At 36.0% G+C, this 25,109-nt stretch carries 19 protein-coding genes; 7 read left to right on the top strand and 12 right to left on the bottom strand.

Annotated features, from left to right (window positions below; translation table 11 throughout):
* The first annotated feature begins 675 nt into the window (after window positions 1–675).
* Window positions 676–3,543 (top strand): M16 family metallopeptidase, encoded by a 2,868-nt coding sequence (locus C8D70_RS15650; protein WP_110367902.1) that lies wholly within the window; start codon window positions 676–678, stop codon window positions 3,541–3,543.
* Window positions 3,544–3,775: 232 nt separating this feature from the next.
* Here C8D70_RS15650 and C8D70_RS20875 read toward each other — a convergent pair whose 3' ends face one another.
* Window positions 3,776–4,273 (bottom strand): helix-turn-helix domain-containing protein, encoded by a 498-nt coding sequence (locus tag C8D70_RS20875; RefSeq protein ID WP_168801943.1) that lies wholly within the window; start codon window positions 4,271–4,273, stop codon window positions 3,776–3,778.
* Between the two features lie 793 nt (window positions 4,274–5,066).
* On the opposite strand from C8D70_RS20875, the gene C8D70_RS15640 reads away from it, so the two are divergent.
* Complete coding sequence (locus C8D70_RS15640) at window positions 5,067–6,575, top strand: hypothetical protein (RefSeq protein WP_110367900.1); 1,509 nt, start codon at window positions 5,067–5,069, stop codon at window positions 6,573–6,575.
* A 421-nt stretch (window positions 6,576–6,996) separates the two neighbouring features.
* On the opposite strand, the gene C8D70_RS15635 is transcribed toward C8D70_RS15640, so the two are convergent.
* The 3 genes from C8D70_RS15635 to C8D70_RS15625 form a co-directional block, all read right to left on the bottom strand.
* On the bottom strand, window positions 6,997–8,073 hold the full coding sequence (locus C8D70_RS15635) for a GNAT family N-acetyltransferase (RefSeq protein WP_110367899.1): 1,077 nt from the start codon (window positions 8,071–8,073) through the stop codon (window positions 6,997–6,999).
* Window positions 8,070–9,068 (bottom strand): polysaccharide deacetylase family protein, encoded by a 999-nt coding sequence (locus C8D70_RS15630; protein WP_110367898.1) that lies wholly within the window; start codon window positions 9,066–9,068, stop codon window positions 8,070–8,072. Before C8D70_RS15630 ends, C8D70_RS15635 begins: the two co-directional genes overlap by 4 nt.
* A 71-nt stretch (window positions 9,069–9,139) precedes the next feature.
* A complete protein-coding gene (locus C8D70_RS15625; protein WP_083688855.1) occupies window positions 9,140–11,278 on the bottom strand; it encodes a S46 family peptidase in 2,139 nt (712 codons plus the stop codon).
* Window positions 11,279–11,727: 449 nt separating this feature from the next.
* Here C8D70_RS15625 and C8D70_RS15620 point away from each other — a divergent pair, with 449 nt between their 5' ends.
* Window positions 11,728–12,213, top strand: coding sequence for a copper resistance protein NlpE (locus tag C8D70_RS15620; protein WP_228408041.1), 486 nt, complete (start codon window positions 11,728–11,730; stop codon window positions 12,211–12,213).
* A 39-nt stretch (window positions 12,214–12,252) separates the two neighbouring features.
* Here C8D70_RS15620 and C8D70_RS15615 read toward each other — a convergent pair whose 3' ends face one another.
* Window positions 12,253–12,900: an MgtC/SapB family protein gene (locus C8D70_RS15615; RefSeq protein WP_110367897.1), complete on the bottom strand. Its 648-nt coding sequence runs from the start codon at window positions 12,898–12,900 to the stop codon at window positions 12,253–12,255.
* Between the two features lie 189 nt (window positions 12,901–13,089).
* On the opposite strand from C8D70_RS15615, the gene C8D70_RS15610 reads away from it, so the two are divergent.
* From C8D70_RS15610 to C8D70_RS15595, 4 genes are all read left to right on the top strand, one after another.
* Window positions 13,090–13,674 (top strand): hypothetical protein, encoded by a 585-nt coding sequence (locus C8D70_RS15610; protein WP_076596277.1) that lies wholly within the window; start codon window positions 13,090–13,092, stop codon window positions 13,672–13,674.
* A gap of 15 nt (window positions 13,675–13,689) precedes the next feature.
* Window positions 13,690–14,088, top strand: coding sequence for an immunity 22 family protein (locus C8D70_RS15605; protein WP_110367896.1), 399 nt, complete (start codon window positions 13,690–13,692; stop codon window positions 14,086–14,088).
* Window positions 14,089–14,193: 105 nt separating this feature from the next.
* Complete coding sequence (locus tag C8D70_RS15600) at window positions 14,194–14,805, top strand: hypothetical protein (protein WP_110367894.1); 612 nt, start codon at window positions 14,194–14,196, stop codon at window positions 14,803–14,805.
* A 44-nt stretch (window positions 14,806–14,849) separates the two neighbouring features.
* Complete coding sequence (locus tag C8D70_RS15595; protein WP_110367893.1) at window positions 14,850–15,584, top strand: protein phosphatase 2C domain-containing protein; 735 nt, start codon at window positions 14,850–14,852, stop codon at window positions 15,582–15,584.
* Between the two features lie 90 nt (window positions 15,585–15,674).
* Here C8D70_RS15595 and polA read toward each other — a convergent pair whose 3' ends face one another.
* The 7 genes from polA to C8D70_RS15560 all read right to left on the bottom strand — a co-directional run bounded on the left by polA (window position 15,675) and on the right by C8D70_RS15560 (window position 25,107).
* Window positions 15,675–18,509: a DNA polymerase I gene (polA, locus tag C8D70_RS15590; RefSeq protein ID WP_110367892.1), complete on the bottom strand. Its 2,835-nt coding sequence runs from the start codon at window positions 18,507–18,509 to the stop codon at window positions 15,675–15,677.
* Window positions 18,510–18,787: 278 nt separating this feature from the next.
* On the bottom strand, window positions 18,788–19,201 hold the full coding sequence (gene tssD, locus C8D70_RS15585; RefSeq protein WP_076596274.1) for a type VI secretion system tube protein TssD: 414 nt from the start codon (window positions 19,199–19,201) through the stop codon (window positions 18,788–18,790).
* A 366-nt stretch (window positions 19,202–19,567) separates the two neighbouring features.
* Window positions 19,568–19,981, bottom strand: coding sequence for a type VI secretion system tube protein TssD (tssD, locus tag C8D70_RS15580; RefSeq protein ID WP_062675331.1), 414 nt, complete (start codon window positions 19,979–19,981; stop codon window positions 19,568–19,570).
* A 346-nt stretch (window positions 19,982–20,327) separates the two neighbouring features.
* Window positions 20,328–21,191: a lytic transglycosylase domain-containing protein gene (locus C8D70_RS15575; RefSeq protein WP_110367891.1), complete on the bottom strand. Its 864-nt coding sequence runs from the start codon at window positions 21,189–21,191 to the stop codon at window positions 20,328–20,330.
* A 60-nt stretch (window positions 21,192–21,251) separates the two neighbouring features.
* Window positions 21,252–23,750: an ATP-dependent Clp protease ATP-binding subunit gene (locus C8D70_RS15570; RefSeq protein WP_110367889.1), complete on the bottom strand. Its 2,499-nt coding sequence runs from the start codon at window positions 23,748–23,750 to the stop codon at window positions 21,252–21,254.
* A gap of 306 nt (window positions 23,751–24,056) precedes the next feature.
* Window positions 24,057–24,662, bottom strand: a complete 606-nt coding sequence (locus tag C8D70_RS15565) for a hypothetical protein (RefSeq protein WP_110367887.1) — start codon at window positions 24,660–24,662, stop codon at window positions 24,057–24,059.
* 91 nt (window positions 24,663–24,753) lie between these two features.
* Window positions 24,754–25,107, bottom strand: coding sequence for a hypothetical protein (locus C8D70_RS15560; RefSeq protein ID WP_110367885.1), 354 nt, complete (start codon window positions 25,105–25,107; stop codon window positions 24,754–24,756).
* Window positions 25,108–25,109 lie beyond the last annotated feature (2 nt).

Genomic DNA, 25,109 nt, shown 5'->3' with positions numbered 1-25,109 from the left:
ATATAGAGTAATAGGATTTAGCTCCTATACCCATAATTAATTAAAATGCTTAGCCTCAGCTCTGCAGGACACGGCTAATACTAACTGCTAAAAAAAGTCTTAGATATTATCCTGTCATATTACTTCCTTTAAGACTCTCGTAAAGAAGTTGGGATTCCTACGGAATGACACAATGGGAATAGAAATTTATGATCATTCCCCCGAAACCCACATCATCCATCATCCATCATCCATCATTCATCATTTATCATTTATAACTCCCCCCCTAGCCCTGATAGAAATGGTTACCCCGCAGCTTGCGTGGGAGAGTCGGTGGGTTGGAGCCTGGGAGACCCTTCGACTTCGCTCTGGGTGACAGCCTGGGAGAGCATGGCGCGAGGAGTAGGAATGGAGAGCAGGAAAAAGATCCCCCAAAAAAAGTTGGAGAGTTGGAGAGGGTGAGAGGGTTGGTAAGAAATAGAGAATTATACTCTTAAGGGTGAGAAGGTGAGAGTATGAAATTATAGTTACCATATATATGATGATATTCGGGTTTGAGAAACAGTTTATAGTGAATGATTCACCTTTTCAACTATAACAATAGATGTAATAATGATAAAAAGAGGCTAACATTTTTTTTGATTGCTTACATTTGTAGTGCATTCCGGTTTCTAAGGAATGAAATGAGTTTTATATATGATAGACAGAAAATATAAGGAGACGGTTCATACGGATAAAAACCACTACGAATATATTACAGTAACACATGACGAAAACAAGGTCAGAATCTATACTTTGAAAAATGGATTAAAGGTTTTTCTTGCTCAGAATTTTGATGCACCAAGAATACAGACCTTTATTCCGGTAAGAACAGGAAGTAATAATGATCCTTCTGATAATACAGGATTGGCGCATTATCTCGAACATATGATGTTTAAAGGAACATCTAAAATCGGGACTCAGAACTGGGAAAAGGAAAAAGAGCTTCTTGATCAGATTTCAGCTTTGTATGAAGAACATAAGGCAGAACAGGACTCTGAAAAGAAAAGGGAAATCTATAAAAAGATAGACGAAGTTTCGCAGGAAGCCAGCCAATATGCTATTGCCAATGAATATGACAAAGCAATTTCTTCTCTGGGAGCAAGTGGTACCAATGCGCATACCTGGTTTGATGAAACGGTTTACAAAAACAATATTCCGAACAATGAACTTGAAAAATGGCTTAAAATAGAAAAGGAAAGATTCTCTGAAATTGTTCTTCGTCTTTTCCATACTGAGCTGGAATCGGTATATGAAGAGTTCAACAGAGCGCAGGACAATGACACAAGACTTGTGAGCTATGAACTGATGGATGCTCTTTTCCCCACTCATCCTAATGGGCAGCAAACAACGCTGGGAAAACCGGAACATCTGAAAAATCCATCCATGAAAGCTATTCATAAGTATTTTGATGAATATTATGTTCCCAATAATTATGCTATGGTATTGGTGGGAGACCTTGATTTTGATGAGACGATCCGATTAATCGATCAGTATTTCGGAACTTTACCTTATAAGGAGCTTCCTGTAAAAACACCCATTACTGAACAGCCTATTACAGAAGTTGTAGTGAGAACGGTAAAAAGCCCTACTACTCCACGTACTCAGCTTGCGTGGAGAACAGACAGCTATGGAACAAGAGAAGCAATGCTGGCTGATGTGGTTGCGAATATCCTCAGCAACAGAGGGGAAGCAGGATTACTGGATCTGCATATTAATCAGACCCAGAAGATGCTTTGGGCTCAGGCTTTTTCTGTAGGATTAAGACAGTATGGATATTTTTCCATCGTTGCAGTTCCTAAGGAAACACAGACTCTGGAGGATGCAAAGAATATGGTACTGGATGAAATTGAGCTGATCAAGAAAGGAGATTTTCCGGACTGGATGCTGCCAGCCATTATCAATGATTTCAAACTTCAGAGAATGAAAGGTCTTGAAACCGCCGAAGGTCTTGCCACCAATCTTTACGATTGCTATATAAAAGGAAGAACCTGGGAAGAGGAACTGAATGAAATGGATGAATATGCTGCTTTCACCAAAGATGACGTCGTAAATTTTGCCAATGAGTTTTTCAAAGAAAACTATGTGGTTGTCAATAAAGAAAAAGGGGTGAATGACAAATTGATCAGGGTTGAGAATCCCGGAATTACTCCTGTTAAAATCAACCGTGATACTCAATCGGAATTTTTAAAAGAGATTCTGGCGGATAAAACTGAAGATATTAAACCTGAATTTATTGATTATCAAAAAGAGATCATCACGGATCAGCGTAACGGAAAGAAATTAAGCTTTGTAAAGAATAAGTATAACGATATTGCTCAGGTACATTTTATTTTCCCTTTTGGAAGTGATAATGACAGAGATTTAGGAATTTCTACTCAGCTTTTGCAGTATCTGGGAACTGATACCCTTTCACCGGAGGATTTAAAAAAGGAATTTTTCAAAATCGGAATTAGCAATGATTTTAAAACCACGAACAACCAACTGATCATATCCCTAAGCGGACTGGAAGAAAATATAGAAAAAGGAATTGCTCTTCTTCAGCACTGGATGCATGATGTACAACCTGATCAGGAAATCTATAATCAGTTTGTGGGCACAGTACTGGAAAACCGAGAGGCCATCAAGAAAGATAAAAACCGTATTATAACGGCATTGAACAATTATACGAAACTGGGCAGCAACTCACGTTTTACAGATGTCATTTCTAAAGAAGAACTTCAAAACAGCAATTCTGAAGTATTCACAGACAGAATGAAAAAGCTTTTCCAATATCCTTATCAGGTATTCTTCTACGGTAAAAACTTTGAAAACTTTAAAGAATACATCGGTCATTATATAAGGCCTGAAAGTCTTCACATCCCGGAAGCCAAGCAATATCCGGAACCAGAAACGGGAGGAAAGGTGAATTTCATCAACTACGATATGGTTCAGATGGAAATGAGCAAGATTGGTAAAGGAAACGAGGTGAATCCGCTTCATTTCGGAAAGATCAATGTTTTCAATGAATATTTTGGAAGAGGATTGTCTTCTATTGTTTTCCAGGAGATGCGGGAAAGTAAGAGTCTGGCCTACTCTGCTTATGTTTCTTATGCTGCAAACTCTGAGCTGAACCATCCTGACTATGTGACTACCTATATCGGAACCCAGCCAGACAAACTGATGATCGCTGTAGACACTCTGAATGAACTGATGAACGAACTTCCTGAAGTACCCATTCAGTTTGAAAATGCCAGAAATGCAGCGCTGAAACAGATTGCCTCCACAAGAGTTACCCGAAATAATATATTCTTCAATACCTTAAGATTACAGAAACTGAATATCTATCATGATTTCAGAAAGGATATTTATGAACAGATCAAGCAGCTGAAATTTGAGGATATCAACCATTTTTATAAGACAGAAGTTCAATCAATACATTTTAACACGGCCATTATCGGCAAGAAAGAGAATCTTGATATGAAAGCAGTCAACAAAATGGGAGCATTTAAAGAAGTAAGTCTTAAGGATATTTTTGGTCATTAAATAAACTGAGATTCTGTTAGACATTATCCCGAACTCCTATGTTTAAATAACAAAAAGAAGGATGTACCAAAGTTTAGTACATCCTTTTTCTTTGTCCATTTTATCATTAATGTTTACAGAAAATTTATGGGAGTTTTCAAGCATATACTGTTGAAGATTTTTCATTATATTCTGATGGTATAAGATATAAGATCATGGATCTTGATAGCGTATTACTGAATTCTGACAACTTTTACATTTTCTCTTTACGCTTCAGGTATTCAGTGGCTGTATATCCTGTAATTTCTTTAAATACGCGGCTAAAGCTAGCCTGATAGCTGAATCCTGCTTTTCTGTAAATAAATGAGATTTTATAATTTTTGTGCTCCAGATTTTCAAAATCCTGTAAAACCTGCCGGACACGGTAGGTATTTAAGAGATTATTAAAATTTGTTTTTCCTTTTTCTCTCAGAGCCTTAGAAATGTATGTACGGTTAGAAGACAGCTTTTCTGCTAACTGGCTGATAGAAAAATCTGCATTCTGCCATACCTTATTTTCTTCTATATAAGCAATGATTCGCTGGTAGAGTTCATCAAATTTATCTGCATAATCTGATGGTATTTCAATATGAGCCATGGAATGGTCTTCCAGGAGTTCAGCTTCAGGTTCAGAGTGGTTTTCAGCTGACTGAATTTCTTCATTTCCTTTTTTCAGCAATCCATCCTGTTTTATTTTGTTAAAAATTTTCAAGTAATGAAAAATAAAAAATATACCAAAAATAACGGCTACAAAAGTAGATATATTCTGGATCATTTCTTCTGTCCTGCTCAGCTTCAACGGATGTGAAAAGTTAAAAAAATTATCCAAAACAAAAGGGCTGAGAAAAGAAATCACTATGTAAGCCGACCAGAGAATCAGTACTTTGAGGCTATAAAGATAATTAAGTATCAAAAATGCCGGAATATAGTACAGTGCCTGTATTAAAAAAGTATTGTAGGTAATATAAAAGCAATACTGCATCAGAGTATAGACCAGAATATGAAGAGTTGTGAGAAATTTAAACGTCATATTCAATTTTAATCCAAGCCATAATCCTATTAAAATCGATGCAAAATAAGTGAATATTATAAGATGCGTGATCCCATTTGGGTCCACAATATAGTAAAAGCATCCCATATAAAAGTAGAAAGGAGACATACAAAAAACGAAATTCTTCATGAATTCTCTTTCCTTTACATATAATAGTTCACTTGTTTCCATTTTTAAAATTAACAATATTTTTCATTTTCTAATATACAAAGAGATCAATTAAACAATTAAATTTCAAAAAAAAATCATTTTCACAAATAAAAAAAACAATTAAACATTTTCTGAAAACATATAACATCATATTTTACAGCACTTTATTAAAATGATTCATTCTTTTACACTTTGATTTAATCTTTTGTGATTAAAATTTAAAATCCCTATTACCTTCGCAGAGCAATATTCTATAAAATCACAAATCTTAAAAATATAAATGTTAAACTATAAAATTTTACAAATGAAAAAAAATGTATTTCTATTTATGTTCTTGCTATCCTGTATATACAATGCGCAGGTCGGGATTTACACCCATGATCCTCAGGGTGTAATGGACATCAAAAACCAAACCGGCAAAAAGAACGGGCTGGTTCTCCCCATCGTTGATGATGCTAATAATACACTCACCCCATCGGGAAACACTGCTGTAGAAGGCACATTAGTATATGACCAGGGTTCCCAATGTATCCGTGTAAAAACAGGAACAGGATGGTCCAACTGTCTTATAGACCAGTCGAGTGTAAGCATAACGGCTTTGGGCAGTGTTTATTGGGTAGCCAATTCTTTTTCTAACTTAACAGAGCCATTAATGCAGAAAAAATTTAGTGTCAATATGTATACGGCGGTGTTTGGTAATGCGGCTGACAATGGATATATCACTGGTTCAGGATATGCTACTAATGGTCTGGGATTACCAACAACAGCAACCAGCGTATCTCCTGCCAAGAGATTATATAAAGGTAATGTTCTTACTGTAAGCGGAAGCCAATCATCTCATGTTATGATCAATACGGATGGAAAAATTTTTGTTACAGGATCTAATACTAGTGGGAAACTTGGAACAGGAAACACTTCAAATATAAACACATCATGGAAGGAAGTTACTTTAACAGGAGCTGCTACTGACGAGAAAGCCATTCAGGTACAGACATCACCGAATGCTACCATAATTCTTACTAACAAAGGTTATGTATATTCTGCAGGATCTAATACAAATGGACAAACCGGTTTAGGTATTACTACTGGTAATACACCAACCTTTACCAAAATCCCAACCCTTAGCAATGTAAAATCTATCTGGGGAGGCGAAGACCTTAACGGTTCCAGTATGTTCACTGCAATTACTAATGATCATAACATATATGCATGGGGATATTATTTAGGAGCAGGTATGAGTTCCAGCCTTGGAAATAATGGAAATAAACCTACTCCGATAGACATCACAGCATCTTTTGCATCAGCAACTGCATCATCGGGTGTTATAAAGAAAGTAATGATTGGACATAACGGAACTCTTGCGATGTTTAGCAACGGCTCCATATGGGCATCTCAATCCGTGAATGCTCCGAAATCTAATATCGGCTTGGGAACTGGTACTGCCAGCACCTCAGAATTACAGGACATTACCAGCTATATCACTATGGATGCAGGAGAAAAAATTGTAGACTTTGACCTTAGTGATAATGGTGGGGTTATTATTACAAACCATAATGTATGGATATTCGGAACAGATCTATCTAATAGGTTCTCCCAAATTGGTGGAACATCTAATACATGGATCAAGGTGCAAAGCCAGCTTTATGATGGAGTTCTCCAGCTTACTTCTGTAGACTTAGGTTATAATGCTATGCTGGTGGGAACCGATCTTGAAAATTCAAACAGAATAATTGTTTCCGGCAGTAACACTTACAGGCAATTGTCACCAAGCGGCAACACAAATATTTCAACCCCTACTTACGGTCTGTACTAATAAAAGATAACGTGTGATTTGTGGAAATAAGGTATTATTTACTTTTACTCAAGAAAATATTCGGAGGAATACTTATTGAACACACTAAATACAGAAAGGGAGATCATTTTGATCTCCTTTTTTGTTACACACCGGCAAAACAGAGCCTGTTGCTATCATTTCTATTTTTGCTAAACAGCCTGAGTCCGAGATAAGAACTTCCTGTTCTAATCAGCGTGAAGACCAGAACTATAAAAAAAACTATTCTGGTAATAAAGACCAGCTTTTCTGTATTGTAACTTTCTAAACATTAATTGGATTCGGGATAACCTCTGCAAATAACAAGGACAGAAAGTAACTTTCAGTCTTTTTTTCCAGCGTTCAATAGCCCGAATATTAATTTTATTGTCTCAAAAACCAGATTAAATATATTGCAGATCTGTTAAACCATCATACAATCTGCATCTCCATCCTGATAACTGGGGCTGAAACCCTCCGGAAGCAGCTTCAGTAAGTCCTTATGGAAGAGATATTTTCTGGTAAAATTACGTTCGTAGATATGGGAAAATGCGCTTGAATGCCGGATCATTTCATTCAGCCTGATTTGATAACTGGTAAAGCCTTTCACCTTATGAATTATCATAAAATAATTTAAAAACCGAACCACCTCAGCCAGATCAGATTTTGAAAAAAGGTAAGGTATTTTAAGATAGCCATCACGGAGCTGCAACAGGAAGCAAGAGGAAATGTTATTATCCTGATCCAAAATTTTAATCCAATAAAACTTAAAGCTGTCAGCAAAACTGGAAAACAGGTATTTTTCATCTTTTTTACCTTCCAAAACCCAGGGATAACTGATAAAGGTATTGATTTCATATGCGTCACGTCTCCCAGAAAATCCATTAATAAAATCTGTACTTTCTTTGTCGATCCTATTCAGAACTTCATATTTGAAATCTGGTTTTTGTACTGCCAGGTTCTTTATTGAGATCAGTCCATTGGCTGCAGCATCCAGAATTTGAAAAAGAGGTTTCAAAGGTTTCGTTCCCGGTTTCTTTTCAGGAATCATTTTCGCCGCATCGGTTCTGAAGTAATATCGTTTGCCTTCTTTAGGAAAAACATATTCAAAAACACCCATAATATTGTAGAGTGCTTCTGCCTCTTTGGTAAATTCTGTAATGGCAATTCTGCCTTCGTATTCTTCAAAAGCTTTTTTCAGTAATGCTTTGGCTGGTCTTTTTTTTCTGTATTCCGGGTTTACATACAGAGTACTGAGCCAGGCATAACGGATTTCTTTTCCATCAATAATAAAGGAATCAGGAAAACATCCCACATAACCTACCAGTTTTTCTTCATAAAAGGCAAGAATAAGAAGTACATCTTCATCTGATGCTTTTGGATTTTGAATATGAGACAGCGCCCGATGTCCGGTAATCGGAAGAAAATCATACTGCCGGAAAGCTCCGGATGATATAAAATCGTCCAGCTGGTTTCTATTGAAAGTTTTCAGCGCTATCATTTTCTCACTATCATATTTTTATTAATAAGGCTTTTCAGTCTGAAGTAAGTGATTTCCCTTTTCAGTATCTGTGCTCCGCTCTCTCCCATTTCCATTGGAATCCTCTGGAAATTTCTCTTTACGCTGTCCAGTTTTATACCTGCACACCCAAAGCTGCAGTAGATGTCTTCATTTTTATAAAGTTCATCAAAAAATTCTTTCTTTACTTCAAAATCGGTAAAAGGGAAGGCAAAACTTTCGTATAAAAAACCATTTTCTTTTAAATAATCAAAGGTTTTATCTGTTGTTTCCATCTGCCGTTTCAAAGATAAGTCTCCATATTTCGGATGATCCCAGCTGTGCGAAGAAATTCCGAAACCTTTACGGGTAAGTTCTTTTAATTCTTCTGTGCTTAGATAAGGCTGATATTCTTTTGAATACGCTTTAAAATCTATTTCAAATTTTTCAGCAAGCCTGTCCAAAATATCTTTTTGCTGATAATTTACAGATAAAATTTTCTTTTGTAAAATGCTTCTGTCTGCATTTTTCAACGATAAGATAAAATAAATTTCGGGATCAATGGTTTTCTTTTTTTCAGCAGCATCGGCAAGAAGGCTTGCTTTGCATCTGAACATCATATCTTTATTGTCTATGAAAGCGGGATTGATAAAATTGCAGGCATATATTCCCTTTCTTTCCAAAATAGGAACGACAATATCGTAGAATTCTCTGAAACCATCATCAAAAGTGAGCATGGCAATCTTTTTCTGAGGCTTGAAATTCCCGGACGTAAATTCTTTAAACTCCTGCCAATTCACAAACTGAAAATTCCCGGCCATATGATCGAGATCGTCTTCAAACTGCTGGGTCGTCTTATAGCGGATCACATGTTTTAAATGAGGCAGTTCTTTGTCTGAAACACTATGATAAAGCGGCAGACAATAATCCAGCGGAAATGATTTCCCTATATTCTCAGATTCAAAAGCTGCCAAAACATTGATGATTCTGTCTTTCATCCTATTTTAAATAAAAAAGAATCTATTCAAAATTAAATTCAAATAGATTCTTAAAGGTATAACTTTTAAAATTATTTTATGATTTTCATTTCATCAACAAGCCATCTTGAATCAGCAAACTTATCAATGATGAAAAGGATATATTTTGTATCTACCATAATATTTCTGCTGAAACGCGGGTCATAATTGATATCACTCATTGTTCCTTCCCACTGTCTGTCGAAGTTCAATCCGACAAGGTTTCCGTTGGCATCAAGAGCTGGGCTTCCTGAGTTTCCTCCGGTAGTATGGTTCGTTGCAGTGAATCCTACAGGAACATCACCAGTTTTATCTTTATAGATTCCGAAATCTTTTTTGTTGTAAAGATCAATCAGTTTCTTTGGAACATCAAATTCATAATCTCCGGGAACGTACTTTTCCATTACCCCTGCAAGATGAGTCTGGTATCCGTAAGAAACCGCATCTCTGGGAGTAGAACCTTTTACTTTACCATACGTTACACGAAGTGTTGAGTTCGCATCCGGGAAGAATTTTCTGTCTTTATCCGTCTTCATCTGCTGTGCCATGAATTTCTTCTGTAAAGCATCAATTTTTGCCTGCATAGAAGTATATTGCGGATCTGCAGTTTTCGTATAGGTTTCTTTCATCGAAACATATAATTGATAAATAGGATCTTTCTTTAAAGTCTTTATCAGTTTATCCTGATTAGAAAATGCTTTATCAATATCGGCAGTCAATGTTCCTCCGTTTACAGCTGTTCTTCCTGTAATAACAGAGTTTTTAGACATATCTTCTATAACAGGAATATTGGCATTTTCATCTTTATATTTGTTGAATCCCGTTGGTAAAAACTGAGGTGCCGTTTTATTAACGTATAAAGCCAATAGTTTTGCTGTTACTTTAGCATCTAGCTCTGCACTGTAGTCTTTATAGAAAGAAGTTAATTTTGTTTTCAGTTTTGAAAGTTCCTTTTCATCCATTCTCCCTGCTTCTACAGAAGCAACGAAGTCATAATAATCACCAGCTAATTTCAAAGTCTCAGCATTTTTGATAACTTCTGTGAAGTAAGCATTGTTTAATGCATAAGGAGCCTGATCATTGTACAGTTTATTCAGCTGATCCAAAGTAGTTTTAATCTCCGGGTTTTTAGCTACCAAAGAACCTTCATACATTATTTTCTTTTCTACTGCATTGGATTTTTTCAATCCTTCTATTTCACCAATCCACTTTTTCCAGTAGTTTGCAACGGAAGCATATTTTGAAGCATATTTGATACGTGTTTCATTATCAACACGCATTTTTTCATCCAACGTTTTTAAAGCAACATCTCGTACCGCAATTCTTGCAGGATCAATATCTTTCATGATCTTCTCTACAGCGATTGCAGGAAGGTATTCTGTAGTTTTTCCCGGGAATCCGAAAACAAAAGTAAAATCGTTCTCGTTTTTATCTTTGATAGAAACCGGTAAGTAGTGTTTTGGAACGTAAGGTACGTTGTCTTTTGAATATTCTGCAGGTTTGTTGTTCTTGTCCGCATAAATTCTGAACATAGAGAAATCCCCTGTGTGTCTCGGCCAAACCCAGTTGTCAGTATCACTTCCGAATTTCCCGATACTTTGAGGAGGTGCTCCTACAAGACGGATATCTTTATACGTTTCTATGGTATAAGCATAGTACTTGTTTCCATAATACATTGGCTTTACCATGATCGACTGGTAAGATTCAATTTTCTGAGAGTTTTTATACACCTCAATATTGTTGTTGATCTTTTTAGTAAGTTCAGGTTCTGTAAGGTTATCTGTACCTTCTAATATGGGATCAGTAACTTCTTTTATATCTACAATAAAATCTACTTTTACTCCCGGGTTGGGAAGTTCTCCTGCTGTATTTTTTGCCCAGAATCCGTTTGAAAGCAGGTCATTCTGAACGGTAGAGTGTGCCTGAATCTGCCCAAAACCACAGTGATGGTTGGTTAAAAGCAATCCTTTAGGTGAAATAATTTCTGCAGTACATCCGCCGTTAAACTGTACAACCGCATCTTTAATGCTTGGTTTCTGAGGATTGAAAATATCTTTTGCAGAGATCTTCATTCCTAAATCCTTCATTTCCTTTTCATTCAGCTCTGTAGGAATCCACATTCCTCCATATTGTTGCGCAAATGCCATTGCAGCCGGCAAAAGAAATACAGATAAAAGTATCTTTTTTGTCATAATCAAAATTTTGCCCCAATTTACAAAGAAAAATATGAACATGCTTTATAAAAGAGGTGGAAAAACTGTTGCGAGGTCTTTTTTAAAAAGGTTGATCGTGAATGGCCAATTTTGCTTCACAAGTGAAAGGTGAATTTTTATGATCAGACAGAAGTAAATTTATGAAATATTGACAAGCAAAGCGAATTGACTATTCACTCTTCACAATGCATTCAAAAGTTGGATAGTCAATGGTGAATTTGCTTCGCAAGTGAATGGTGATTTTTTTCTCAGAAGGCACTTCCAATTCATCATGTACTCATTTAAAATTGATGCAAAAAATAAAAATTGACAAGCAAAGCGAATTGACTATTCACCATTGATGAAATCTGCTCTTCAGTGTTCCTCTGGCTCAGTTTTTGTTGATTGGAAGTAACTTTATTATTAAAAACATCCTTAAATTAATTATTATGATGAAAAGCAAAATGTTTGTGTTAGCAATGACATCTGTTCTGTTCCTCGCTTCATGTTCTAAAAAGGAAGCTGCTGAAACAACCAACACTACAGATTCTGCTGCGGCTGTACAACCTGCTGCTACAGACAGCATCACTAAAGCTACTCCTACAGCTGCAGGTGATACCTCTGAAAATGCACTGGACTGGGCGGGAACTTATGAAGCAACAGTTCCCTGCGCCGACTGCCCGGGAATAAAGACTTCTTTGACATTGAATGATGATAAAACATTCAGTATTACCGAGGAATACCTTGAGAGAAATTCAAAAAACCAGGATAAAGGTTCTTTTGTATGGGATGCTACAGGAAGCATGATTACTTTAAAAGGGAAATCTGCCAACTATAAATATAAAGTAGGTGAGAATATGCTGATCCAACTGGATATGGAAGGAAAAGAGATTGATGGCCCAAACAAGGATCTTTATGTATTCAAGAAAAAATAAAAATAAAGGCTTGAGCCTTTATTTTTTTGCTTTTATATCCTAAAACTGATAGGCTATAATCTTCGGATCGTCTACCAGCCTTCTGATTACTTCTTCGTGATGGGTATTTTTACCTGTCAGTCTCCATATGACAGCCAAACTTCCCTGTGAATACTGCTGCTTGATCATCTGATAGTTTAAATGATATTCTTTAAAAATATTTTCACAATATTTAATATCTTCTGAATGGGTAAGTGTTATTCTATATTCTCTCACTTTATGGAAATTATCAATAAAATTCTGAAGATAGGTTAAGGCACTCAAAACAATTAAAACCAACGCCGTTCCTAGGAGCGCAATATAAATATAGCCGGAACCTACCGCCATTCCTATAGAAGCGGTGGCCCAAATAGTGGTTGCTGTGGTAATTCCTTCAATTTTATTATCTCCTTTGAAAATAACTCCTGCTCCCAGAAATCCGATTCCCGTAATTATATTGGCTGCCAAACGATCCGGATTGGCCACACCTATTTTTATAGAAAGTATGGTAAACAGGCAGGCTCCAAAACACACAAGAATAAAGGTTCTGAGACCAGCCGATTTATTACGGTATTCTCTTTCGGCACCAATGAACAGTCCTAAAATAACAGATATAAGGATAAGCAGCAATTCATTTTTAATGGCGTAATGATCCTGAAGAAAATCCATATTTTACAATTTAAATAGAGAATAAATTTACAATAAATCCTATTAAGGAACTATCTTTGCTGCGGAGATTTTATGTTGTTTCCTCAAAAAATGTATTTCCGGAAAAAACTTTTGTAATATTACATATTAATTGTAACAATTTTCCTTGCATAAAAGGGATTTAACAAAGAGATTGTCATAAAAACGCCTATGAAAAACCTTATTTTTGCATTATTTACCGTATTATCCGGAATGACATTTTTACATGCCCAAAAAGTATTTAATGAAAATTATTCTTTTAAAAGTGATGGGTCAACGGTTGCTTTTGTACCCATTATCAATGATTTTAAAGATAATGACGATATTACAAATCAAATTTTAAGGGATACTCTTCAATTAAAATTTAAAGATGCAGCTGTTTTACGGGCAAATATGGATACAAGGGTGATCGATATTTTAAAGAAAATCGCTGAGAAAGATTATAAATCCAAAGAAGTAAAAATGTTTCCTAATCTTACAGGCATAATAACTGGTGAGGAAATGAACTATATTAAAGAAAAATTCGGCAATGCAGATCTATTACTGCTTCCGGTTGTTTTCAATATCAACCAATCTATGGGAATGACCTTTGGAAATTCATTATTCCGGCTCTATGATCTTAATAATGGAGATTTCATTCAGCAGTTTTCAGAAAAAATCAATGTGAATATAGGAGATGAAACAGGCTTCACAATAATGACCAGTATGCTTATCAGCGGTGAAAAATCTCACTTGCTAAAAAATATTAAAAAATAAAACTTATATACAATTATGGATAAAGAAATTTCACACTTCTGGTTAGGATATTTCAAAAATGAAGAAGATTTCTATAGCTTCGTAGAGGAGGATGAAAATTATTATATAGAGGAAGAAACTGATGATCAGTATGTTTCCAAGTTTGCAGAATCACAGAATATCAAGTGGTTTGACGATGACTTTATAGAATATGGTTTTGAGGATGAAAGCCTTAGTCTTTATGACAAATTTGCAGAATATTCTTATGCTGACCAATGGATTCCGATCTTAGAAAAAAAGCTGAATGAACTTAGTCTGGACACGCCCGTGAATGCGATCATCTTTGCGACACGATTTGTTATTCCTAATCCGGTTTCTGTAGAAAATGATGATTTTTCACTGCATTATGTAGGGGAAATAGAATATGATATTTAATACTATCATTAATAACAAGTAACTTCATCAGAAATGCAGTTACTTGTTATGGATAAGATTCTGAAATGGCATAATAAGTGATAATTTAATCCGTAAACTATTATCATGAACAGAAATCTTATTATCATTAATCTTACCATCATACTGCTTCTGGCAGGAGTCTATATTTCCGGATATTATTTTATTAATTATCCTTTGGAATTCAATTTCTGGCTTTCCGTTAAAGAATCAGGTTTTGAATATTTCCCTTTTATATTAGCTGGTACCGCTCTTATCACCTATCTTCTGAGTAATGTATCAATTAAAAATTTAAGTTTCAAGGCTAAGTTTTTAAGGATTTACCCTGTTCTCAATTCTATTATTCTTCTTTTCTTCATCATTTCATCTGGAACTGAACTGATAAAAAAACAAAAAGAACTTTCAGAAAAAGAAACTGAATATATTCTACAAGCCCAAAAAGATATACAGAATGATCAGGTTACGCTATCTTATGCCGGAGGTTTTTCAATTCCTTCTTATAATGAATCAACGCTAAGCAAAATACAGGACATCCGAAAGAAATACGGTGTAACTTATGTGAATACAGGTTGTATTATTGATCCTATAGATCATGAGGCACAAAAGAAATACATACAAACAGTGAATCCTTATCTTGAAAAAAGAAATGGAAAAGGCTGGAAAGATAAGATGCAAAAGGAGATTGATGGTTTGAAGTAAACTTACTAATATCCATCAAAAAAATAGAAGTATTTTTGCAGCTGATGGATTTATATTCTACCCTACAAATCGGAGATTATCATATTAATCATTGTGAAGATGATCTTCTCATCAAAAAAATCAGTTCGGATAAAATTGTATGTACTGTGATGGATGGATGTTCTACCGCTATGGACAGTCATTTTGCCTCAACACTTATTGGAAAAATTTTGCGTAAAACCATTATTGAAATAGGCTACAGAGCATTATATGAAAAAGACAGCCAGCACAGTCCGGAAGAAGAACTCAAAGAAATCATCAAAGGCTTATTCCATGAACTTCAATTTATTAAAAAGCATCTGATGCTGGATGAAAAAGAGCTGTTATCTACTCTTATAATTTTGGTTTATGATATCTCAAAAGACAAAGGATTAATCCTAGCCATTGGTGACGGAGTTGTTTGTATCAATGGAAATATCACGGAATTTGACCGTAATAATAAACCTGATTATTTAGCTTATCATCTTCATGAAGATTTTGAAAATTGGTATTCCGGTCTGTCTCAGAAAATATCTTTTGATCACCTGGATGATATTTCTATTGCTACTGATGGCATTTCCAGCTTCTCACAAATAAAAAAGACCGATCCCGATGAAGTCATCAACTTTATGGAATATCTGATGATTAATCAAAACAACAACGATACGGAAGATATGCTCAACAGAAAGCTTAAACAGCTGGAACATCAATATGGGGTAAAACCTACAGATGATTTAGCGATTATAAGGATGATAAAATAAAATTATTCTGAAAATCTGTTATATTAAAAAACAAAAACTTCCGCCCAAAAGACGGAAGTTTTTTATATCGTTAGGGATACGTTCTGTTTATTAATGTGCTTCTAACCAGTTGTCCCCTACTCCAATTTCTACCAATAATGGAACCTGTGTTTTTAAGGCACTTTCCATTTCAGTTTTGATGAGTTTTGAAGCGGTATCAATCTCATCTAACGGAGATTCAAACACCAGTTCGTCATGTACCTGAAGCAGCATTTTTGTTTTAAGCTGTTTCTCTTCCAATTCTCGGTCTATTTTAATCATGGCAAGCTTTACAACATCTGCCGCACTTCCCTGAACAGGAGCGTTCACAGCATTTCTTTCTGCATGACCTCTTACCACAAAGTTATTAGAGTTGATATCTTTCAGATGACGTTTTCTTCCCAATATGGTTTCCACATATCCTAACTGGCGCGCTTTACTCACCTGCTCTGCCATATATTCCTTCAGTTTCGGATACGTTTCGAAATAAGCTTCGATCATTTGTTTAGCTTCTGTACGGGATAATCCCGTTTGCTCAGCCAAAGCAAAAGCTCCCTGTCCGTAGATAATCCCAAAATTTACAGTCTTAGCCTGACTTCTCTGGGTTTTAGATACCTCAGCCAAAGGAATTTTAAAGAGTTTGGCTGCTGTAGAAGCGTGGATATCTTCTCCATCCTGGAAGGCTTTAATCATATTATCCTCTCCTGAAATTTCAGCAATTAAACGAAGTTCAATCTGTGAATAATCGGCAGAAATAATCTTTTTCCCTTCTCCGGAAACAAATGCTCCGCGGATCTGCTGGCCTCTCAAGGTTCGGATCGGAATATTCTGCAGGTTCGGGTTTACACTTGCCAAACGGCCTGTAGCGGCTGTAGTCTGCGAGAAGTTGGTATGTACTCTGTTATCTTTTTTCTCAATCTGTGAAGGCAGAGCGTCTACATAGGTTGATTTTAATTTCTGATAGGTTCTGTATTCCAGGATATGCTTGATGATTTCATGTTTTGAAGATAACTTCTGAAGAACATCTTCTGAGGTTGCATATTGTCCGGTCTTTGTTTTTTTGGCTTTCGGATCCAGCTGTAATTTTTCAAAAAGAATCTCTCCCAGTTGTTTAGGTGAATTCATATTGAATTCTTCTTCTGAAAGTTCAAAAATCTTTGCTTCCAGCTGTTTCAGGTCATTTTCAAGGTCAACACTTTCCTGAGCCAGCCATTTTTCATCCAGAGAAATTCCTGCCAGTTCCATTTTCGCGAGCACTTCCATGAGAGGCATCTCAATATTGTAGAAAAGCTCTTCCAGATTTTCTTTTTTAAGCTGTGGTGCAAAAAGCTCATACAGTTGGAAAGTTATATCTGCATCTTCCGCTGCGTAATCTGTTTGCGTTCTCAGATCAGCATCTCTGAAATTCCCTTGTTTTTTCCCTTTTTTTCCGATGATGGTTTCAATGGATACAGGTTTATAGTTCAGGTATACTTCTGAAAGGTAATCCATCCCGTGTCTTCCGTCCGGATTCAGGAGGTAATGAGCAATCATGGTATCGAACATGGCCCCTTTCACGGTGATATCGTATTGTTTTAAAACTTTATAATCGTATTTAAGATTGTGAGCAATTTTCAGCAGGTCTTCTTTTTCGAAAAACGGTCTGAAAATTTCCAGGGTCTGCAACACTTCTTCTCTGTTTTCAGAAAGTGGAATATAGTAGGCAAGTCCTTTCTTGTAAGAGAAGCTCATTCCTACCAATTCTGCTTCCAGCTCATTTAATGAAGTAGTTTCTGTATCAAAACAAACTACTTTTTGCTGGAGCAGGTTTTCGACCAGTTTTTTCTGTGCTTTCGGATTATTGATAAACTGATAAAGGTGATCATTATTCTCAATGGTAGACTTTGTAGAAGTAGCCTGCTCCAATTCTTCGAAATTGGCAAAAAGGTCAAGCTGCATCGCCTGCCCTTTAACTTCTGCTCCTGTTGGACCCTGCTTCACTTCTACTTCACTCACCACTAATGTTTCTGTAGTGGAAGGAGCAAAAGCTCTGTATAGATTTTCATATAGTCTTCTGAATTCTATTTCATCAAAGACTTCTTTTACTTTTTCAAAATCCGGAGTTTCAAGGTCATATTGTTCCTGATGGAATTCTACAGGAGCATCACAGATGATAGTCGCTAATTTTTTAGACAAAATACCACGCTCCGCAGAAGCTTCTACTTTTTCCTTCAGTTTTCCTTTAAGCTTATCGGTATTGGCAAGCAACGTTTCAATATTTCCGAATTCTTTCAGGAATTTCATGGCAGTTTTCTCTCCTACTCCTTCTAATCCAGGGATATTATCTACTGCATCACCCATCATGGCCAGGAAATCAATCACCTGCTTTGGATCTTCAATCTCATATTTTGCCTTTACTTCTTCAACTCCCAGAATCTCAATATCACCTCCTTTTAAGCCTGGTTTATAAATTTTAATTTTATCGGTAACCAGCTGTGCAAAATCTTTATCCGGCGTCACCATGAAAGTGGTGTATCCTTCTTTTTCTGCTTTGCACGCAATAGTCCCAATGACATCATCGGCTTCATATCCTTCCACTCCAAGAATCGGGATATGCATTGCTTCCAGAATTTTATGGATGTATGGAACAGCAATTTTGATCGCTTCAGGAGTCTCGCTTCTGTTGGCTTTGTAATCTGAGTAGTCATCCGTCCTCACACTGGCCTGGCCTACATCAAAAACTACTGCCAGGTGTGTTGGTTTTTCTCTTCTGATCAATTCTATGAGAGAATTGGTAAAACCGAAGATGGCAGAAGTATCCAAACCTGTACTGGTGAGTCTCGGATTCCTGATCAATGCGTAATATCCTCTGAAAATCATCGCATAAGCATCGATGAGAAACAGCCTTTTATCTTGTGTTGCGTCCATATTTTGAATAATGAACAAATATAAGAAAATAGGAGTAAAAATTGGTAGCCTGTTGAAGGGTTTCGGGTATCGGATTTGAGTTTTTGAGTGCAGGATACGAGGCCCGAGTTGCGGGGTACGTAATATAACAATCACTTTTCAGCAGCGGTGGTTTTAAGACTGATTGGTCTATTTTCATTTCGACTGTTTTCCATTTTTTGCTTTGTACAGCTACTTTTATACAAACAAAACAGCATACCCAAAGGCATACTGTTTCTTTTTTATTTAAGTTTATGGGATTATTTACCTGAAGAAGGCCATAGCCCTGCGTACTGAGAAGTACCGTAGTCAATGGTTTCAGCACTTACTACGAAACTGATCAGCATACTGTTGCTGTCTACTGCGTCGAAGTCTACTTCATGCTGGATGACGTATCCGTTTTCCCATTTCAATGTGATCAGTGTTCCTTCTTCGTGAGATTTATTGAAAGTAATTTCTCCTACTGTCGGCTTATATTTGCCGTTTAGTAAGCTTTCCAGGATGTCTGACTTTTCAGTAGCTTCTACTGTAACCTTGATTAATGCGTTGGAAGGATCTGATGCTACACGTCCTGAAACGTCTGTAGCTCTTGATACGCTGTAATTCATTTTTAACAGCTTCTGTCCTTCTCCGTTGTTGAATTTTAAGATTCCTCTTGAGTTTCTTTCTGCCATGATTGTAAATTTTAATCGTTAGTAATAAATTGTAATTCAATAATTATATAACAAAGATAAAGCCCCTGGTTTTGAAAAAAAAGCAATTGAAAGGAAATCTGAAAAAGTGTCGTAATTATACGATTTGATGTAGTAGTTCTACGATTAGTTGTCGTAATTCTACGACATTAAGTTAAAAAAAATAACATAAACACCTTATAATAAATACATTAACAACAGAATCTAAATAAATATTATTACACTATAAAGAGATATATTATATTAAATATTATTCCAAAAAACCTAATTATTAAATAAAAAAACAGAACAGCGTCTCTTGTCCGCTGTTCTGTACCAATTTTATTTTTACTAAGATGATGAATAGGCTTATTTACCTGCTGAAGGCCATAGTCCTGCGTACTGAGAAGTACCGTAGTCAATGGTTTCTGCACTGATGACGAAGCTGATCAGCATACTGTTGCTGTCAATAGCATCGAAGTCTACTTCGTGTTGGATGACGTACCCATTTTCCCATTTCAAAGTGATCAGTGTTCCTTCTTCATGAGATTTGTTGAAAGTGATCTCTCCTACTGTCGGTTTATATTTACCGTTTAGTAAGCTTTCAAGGATGTCTGACTTTTCAGTAGCTTCTACTGTAACCTTGATTAATGCATTAGAAGGATCTGATGCTACACGTCCCGAAACGTCTGTAGATCTTGATACGCTGTAGTTCATTTTTAACAGCTTCTGTCCTTCTCCGTTGTTGAATTTTAAGATTCCTCTTGAATTTCTTTCGGCCATGATTAGTAAATTTAATCGTTAGTAATATTTTGTGATGTGGTGATTGTGTTAGCAAATATAGAAGCTCTTTTCTGCTAAAAAAAGCTTTTGAACGGAAATCTGAAAATTTGTAGTAGTTCTACGATTTCTTGTAGTAATTCTACGATAATGGATTTAACAAAGCTATCCAAAACCTCATCAAGAAAGGTTTTGAATCAACTAAAAACCAACAACAAAACCAATAATTTTACACTTAAGTGAGAAATATTAAGAATTTATCAATAAAAAAATAGATCTGTTTTCAGCAGATTACTTAATAAAAAAGCAACCAGATCAACTGATTGCTTTGTATGGTATTGCTGTTATTTTACTGTTGGGTCTTTCCGCCTTCTTTTAAGGAACGAACCAATATTTTATTTTTTCTCAGCAGAAAATCTGGCATCAGATCCACGGGAAGATAGAATGGACTTTCCCCTTTTTTCTGGAGTTCTTCCTCGATTCCGGGATTCCAGGCAAGGATTTTGTCTACATCAACGTTCAATTCAGCAGCAACCACATTCAGGTTGAATCCGGCATTGATCTCTGTTTCTGAAAGCGAAGCAGCGGTCTCTTTACGGTCTCCCTCAAAGAAAATCTTATTGAGTCTTGCAGAATTATAATTATTCAATACACTCTGAAGCTCTCCGGTTGCATAGCATGCATTAAGATATTTCTTCACATGATTAATGGTTTCTGCCGGAAGGTATTTATAAAACTCATGGTATTGAGTAGAGCCAGCAGCTTCCATTGCTTTGGCAATATTTCCTTCACCGCAGTTATAAGCCGCAACCACTGTCACCCAGTTATTGTACTTTTTGTAAAGATTACTTAAGGAAATAGTAGCTGTTTTGGTACTTTTATAGATATCTGTACGTCCCTGCTCTGTAAGTCCATACTGGTTGGCATGGGCTGTCATGAACTGCCAGATACCAACTGCTCCCGCTCCCGAGGTAATATTTCTGTCAAAATGGGATTCAATCAGGGCCAGGTTTCTCAAATGTTTGGGAACACCTTTCTGAAGGAGTAACTGTTCAATAAATTCGACAAGATCTTTATTGGCATTAATGATACCCTTATACTTTTTCACACTGCTTTCCGAGGTATCGGAAGCGGCAAGAAACTGTCCGTTGATCATGATAACGGATCCTAATAATAGAAAACCTGTAAAGATATTTCTGGCAATCGTTTTCATTGTAATTTCATTTATAAGTAAAAGGGTAAAAGCTGATGGCAAATCCCCTTTTCTTTATACTTAATCTACTTTCCAGCTCAGTTTTTCTTCGTCTTTATTCCAATCTACATGAATCGTTTGTCCGGATTTCACTTCTTCTCTAACAATCATTTTAGAAATTGGTCTTGCAAGCTGTGCACGGATTACTCCGGAGATCTGTCTTGCTCCGTACTTGCTGCTGAAGCCTCCTAATGCAAGGTTTTTCACAGCTTCGTCTGTAATCTTTAAAGCAATTCCCAATCTTGTTAAAGAAGTATGAAGTGATTTCAGCTGAATATTAAAGATTCTTTCTGCAATGGATTCTGTGATCGGTGCAAAAGGAATGATCTCTGTAATTCTTGCCAGGAACTCAGGTCTGAATCGTCCTGAATTCGACATGATCTGCATCAGTGAAGATGATTCCGGAATTTTTCCTTCTTCAAACTGTTTTACAATTTCTTCACTTCCTATATTGGAGGTAAACAGGATCAGTGCATTGCTGAAATCTCCTTCTTTACCTAATTTATCATGAACTTTTCCTTCATCCATAATCTGAAGGAAAACATCAAAAACTGAATGATGGGCCTTTTCAATTTCGTCAAATAAAACAACGGTGTAAGGCTGCTGTCTTATTTTATTAACCAGCATACCACCCTCTTCATATCCTACATATCCAGGAGGCGCTCCGTATAGCAAGGCTGCGGAATGTTCTTCTTTAAATTCTGACATATCAAAGCGTACCATTGCCTTTTCATCGTTGAAAAGTAATTCTGCCATCGATTTTGCCAGCTCGGTTTTACCGGTTCCGGTAGGTCCCAGAAGGAAGAACGAACCGATAGGCTGTCCCGGTTTGTTCAATCCGCTTCGGTTTTCAACAATGGCATCGGAAAGGATTTTTAATGCGTGATCCTGTCCTACGACTCTGTTTAGCAGAAGAGATTCCATATTCAGGAGTTTTTCTTTTTCCTGAGCCTGGATCTTCCCGATGGGAATATTGGTTTTAGCGGCCATTACAGCTGCGAGTTCGAGTCTGTCTACTTTTTCTCTTTTTTGGGCGGCATGCTGTAAAAGTTCTGCGTAAGTATCTTCAATGATCTTCTGAATCTGATCTACCGGCATAGAGTTGTCAATGGTTGGCTGTTCACTCAGTGAACCCCAAAGAATCGGGCTTATTTTGTCTCTTAGCAGGTTGTAAGTCCAGATCAGTTCATCTGCTTTATCTTTGCTGTCTGCATATTCTTCTGTTAAAATCGCATCATAGCTTTCTTTCCAGCTGTCCAGTTCTTTTTCTGATAATTCATCCAGCATTTTGATGGCAGCCATTGTTCTGTCTAATAAGTCAATAGCAGCATCCGGTAATTTTTTACCTTTTGCATATCTTTTAGCCAGACGCACGCATTCCGGAAGGGCTGTTTTTTCCACTTCAATACCGTGGTGTTTTTTGTAGCCTTCAAGAAGCACGTCAATCATTTTCACGCAAGTCTTTTCATCGGGTTCATGAACCGTCAAAACTTCAAAACGGCGGTTAAAAGCCTGTTCCGGTTCTATAATTTTTCTGTATTCTTCCTGTGTAGTAGCTCCGATTACGGTAATTTCACCTCTGGCAAGTTCAGGTTTCAGAAGGTTGGCAACGTTTCCGATGCTTCCTTTTGGGTCCAGAAGGGTATGTATTTCGTCAATGAAGAGAATGGCTTTTTCAATTTTCTTGCATTCATTAATTACTTTTTTCAGGCGGTCTTCAATTTCACCTTTGTAAGAAGTTCCTGCTAATAAAGCTCCGGTGTCAAGTTCTAAGAGAGTCCCGTTTTTAAGCATTTCGGGGACATTTCCTTTGATAATTTCTGTAGCAAAACCTTCTACCAAAGCTGTTTTTCCTACTCCCGGCTCTCCGATGATGATCACATTCGGTTTGCTTCTTCGGCAAAGGATTTCCACCAGCATTCTGAGTTCTTTATCTCTACCGATAATATTTTCGATTTCTCCTTTTCTTGCCTGTGCTGTTCTGTCTACACAGTAGCTTTTAATGGAAGGAAATGAAGAATCTGAGTAGTCTGATGTACCATTTGAAAATAATGATGAAAAATCACCGTCTTCAGACACGGTAAACGGAGTGTCTTTTCTGTACAGGTTGAAGATCTCATGTTCTCTCAAAGGAAGTGACTTTAACTGCTGAAGAGAAAATACAACCTGAGGCTTTACAATGGCTGTAAGGATGCAGATAGGAGTAATCTCATCCAGTCCTAATTTTAAACGGATATCATCAGCTTCTTCAATAAGGGTATCTACCGCATCATCCTGTCCTACTTCATCCGGAAGATGGCTGGTTTTCGGATATTCTTCAATACGGACATCTGCCCATTCATAGAAATAACCTGGATCTTTATCTATACTTTTCAGGAATTCATTAAGCCCGATATCTTTATGCATTAAAGCCTGCAGAATGTGCGGGCCTCCATAAGTTCCATTATAATTTTCCTTCGCTATCGACTGAGCAATGTGAAATAGTTGCTTTACTGTTTCGTTGGTTACTAGTACTCCCATTTATAATTTTCTTATATTAATATATTTGCATTCTGCTGTGCTTGCGATTTGATGATTTTAAAGTATGTTTTTCACCTCTTTTTTCAAAGAATCAAAACTTATTCTTTTTGTGTAGCTAAAATTAGCTATTTTATTCTAAATGATATAAAGATAGTTAATTCTTTAATCAGAGAAATAACAACGGTGTTTTTTTGTTTTTAATCCTATTTCTGATGGTGATATATTGTAATAAATTACTTTTCTGGATCTTCTTGCTGTCAAAATAGAATATATAATTCTCCTATTAAACTTGTATTAAGCATACAATTACGGGTTATAAAAAGGTACTGTCTTCTTTTGAAGTTCTTTTCCTGTTTTACCATCCAGAATGATTTCTTCTATTTTGTCGCCTGCAATTTGATGAGAAATTCTCCATACTTTTTTGCCTTCAAAATCCTGTTTTAGTACTCTTGTCTGATAACCAGAATCATGATAACCTTTTGGAAGATCAATTTTATTTTTTTTACAGTATGCAATAATATTTTCAGGTTTGAAATCATAATCTTCATCCGTGTTTTCTTCTTTTACAACTTTACCTGATTTATCAAAATGATATAATATTCCTACAGGTGAGCCCATGTTAAATGACAATGATTTATTTTTTATGTAACCATTTTTATAATAGAATTTATCTGATTTATAAAAAGAGTTCTCATAGTAAGTACTTAATCTATATCCACCTTCAGAAGCAGAAAAAATTTCTTTTCTTCCTTCCGGAGTTTCAATACATCTGTCATCATCTTTTTTCTTAGAATTCTGTATAGTAATCTTTTCAAATTCATTAGTAATTTTTGGAATCATTGTCTTTTGTAATTCCTGCGATTGAATTTGAGTAAAAAAGCCCAACCCAGCTAATATTATTATTTTATTCATAATATTTTTTTGTAGATAAACCAGTTTTTCTTCATTGTCAATACTATAATAATTTTATGTAAATTAATATAACAGCCCGCTATCCAATACATTATTCTTTTACCTGACCTTGCATTGGTTCTGTATTTTCCGATTGCGAGTTTACTTTCAATTTATATAGTTTCCAGGATCTGTTCATCTTATCCTGGCTGGGATCAGTTGTTACACCAAATAGATAATCTTCTCCTTCACAAAAAAGAAATACCGGAGTCAATTTTATATGTTCTTTTTTTAAATATTCCAAAAATATAGCATTGGCCTCATCATATTTTATCTGGGCATTATTTTCAAAAGATAAAAACTCTTCTGTTTTATAATAAATTCTATTTGTATTATTAATATGCTTTTTTTTACATTGAGAAAAAAATAAAAACATAACAATTAAAAAAAATACTTTTAGTTTCATAA

The organism is Chryseobacterium sp. CBTAP 102, from assembly GCF_003201365.1.
GTDB classification, from domain to species: Bacteria; Bacteroidota; Bacteroidia; order Flavobacteriales; family Weeksellaceae; genus Chryseobacterium; species Chryseobacterium candidae.
Note: the sequence above shows the minus strand (reverse complement) of the source record. Positions and strands in the feature narration are given on the sequence as shown.

Bases quoted from the DNA above. Each gene is read 5' to 3' on its own strand.
- C8D70_RS15640 (WP_110367900.1), top strand. From the start codon at position 5,067: ATGAAAAAAAATGTATTTCTATTTATGTTCTTGCTATCCTGTATATAC.
- C8D70_RS15575 (WP_110367891.1), bottom strand. From the start codon at position 21,191: ATGAAAACGATTGCCAGAAATATCTTTACAGGTTTTCTATTATTAGGA.
- C8D70_RS15600 (WP_110367894.1), top strand. From the start codon at position 14,194: ATGAACAGAAATCTTATTATCATTAATCTTACCATCATACTGCTTCTG.
- C8D70_RS15635 (WP_110367899.1), bottom strand. From the start codon at position 8,073: ATGATAGCGCTGAAAACTTTCAATAGAAACCAGCTGGACGATTTTATA.
- tssD (WP_062675331.1), bottom strand. From the start codon at position 19,981: ATGGCCGAAAGAAATTCAAGAGGAATCTTAAAATTCAACAACGGAGAA.
- C8D70_RS15650 (WP_110367902.1), top strand. From the start codon at position 676: ATGATAGACAGAAAATATAAGGAGACGGTTCATACGGATAAAAACCAC.
- C8D70_RS15620 (WP_228408041.1), top strand. From the start codon at position 11,728: ATGATGAAAAGCAAAATGTTTGTGTTAGCAATGACATCTGTTCTGTTC.
- C8D70_RS15610 (WP_076596277.1), top strand. From the start codon at position 13,090: ATGAAAAACCTTATTTTTGCATTATTTACCGTATTATCCGGAATGACA.
- C8D70_RS15595 (WP_110367893.1), top strand. From the start codon at position 14,850: ATGGATTTATATTCTACCCTACAAATCGGAGATTATCATATTAATCAT.
- C8D70_RS15615 (WP_110367897.1), bottom strand. From the start codon at position 12,900: ATGGATTTTCTTCAGGATCATTACGCCATTAAAAATGAATTGCTGCTT.
- tssD (WP_076596274.1), bottom strand. From the start codon at position 19,201: ATGGCAGAAAGAAACTCAAGAGGAATCTTAAAATTCAACAACGGAGAA.
- C8D70_RS15630 (WP_110367898.1), bottom strand. From the start codon at position 9,068: ATGAAAGACAGAATCATCAATGTTTTGGCAGCTTTTGAATCTGAGAAT.
- C8D70_RS15565 (WP_110367887.1), bottom strand. From the start codon at position 24,662: ATGAATAAAATAATAATATTAGCTGGGTTGGGCTTTTTTACTCAAATT.
- C8D70_RS15625 (WP_083688855.1), bottom strand. From the start codon at position 11,278: ATGACAAAAAAGATACTTTTATCTGTATTTCTTTTGCCGGCTGCAATG.
- polA (WP_110367892.1), bottom strand. From the start codon at position 18,509: ATGGACGCAACACAAGATAAAAGGCTGTTTCTCATCGATGCTTATGCG.
- C8D70_RS15605 (WP_110367896.1), top strand. From the start codon at position 13,690: ATGGATAAAGAAATTTCACACTTCTGGTTAGGATATTTCAAAAATGAA.
- C8D70_RS15560 (WP_110367885.1), bottom strand. From the start codon at position 25,107: ATGAAACTAAAAGTATTTTTTTTAATTGTTATGTTTTTATTTTTTTCT.
- C8D70_RS15570 (WP_110367889.1), bottom strand. From the start codon at position 23,750: ATGGGAGTACTAGTAACCAACGAAACAGTAAAGCAACTATTTCACATT.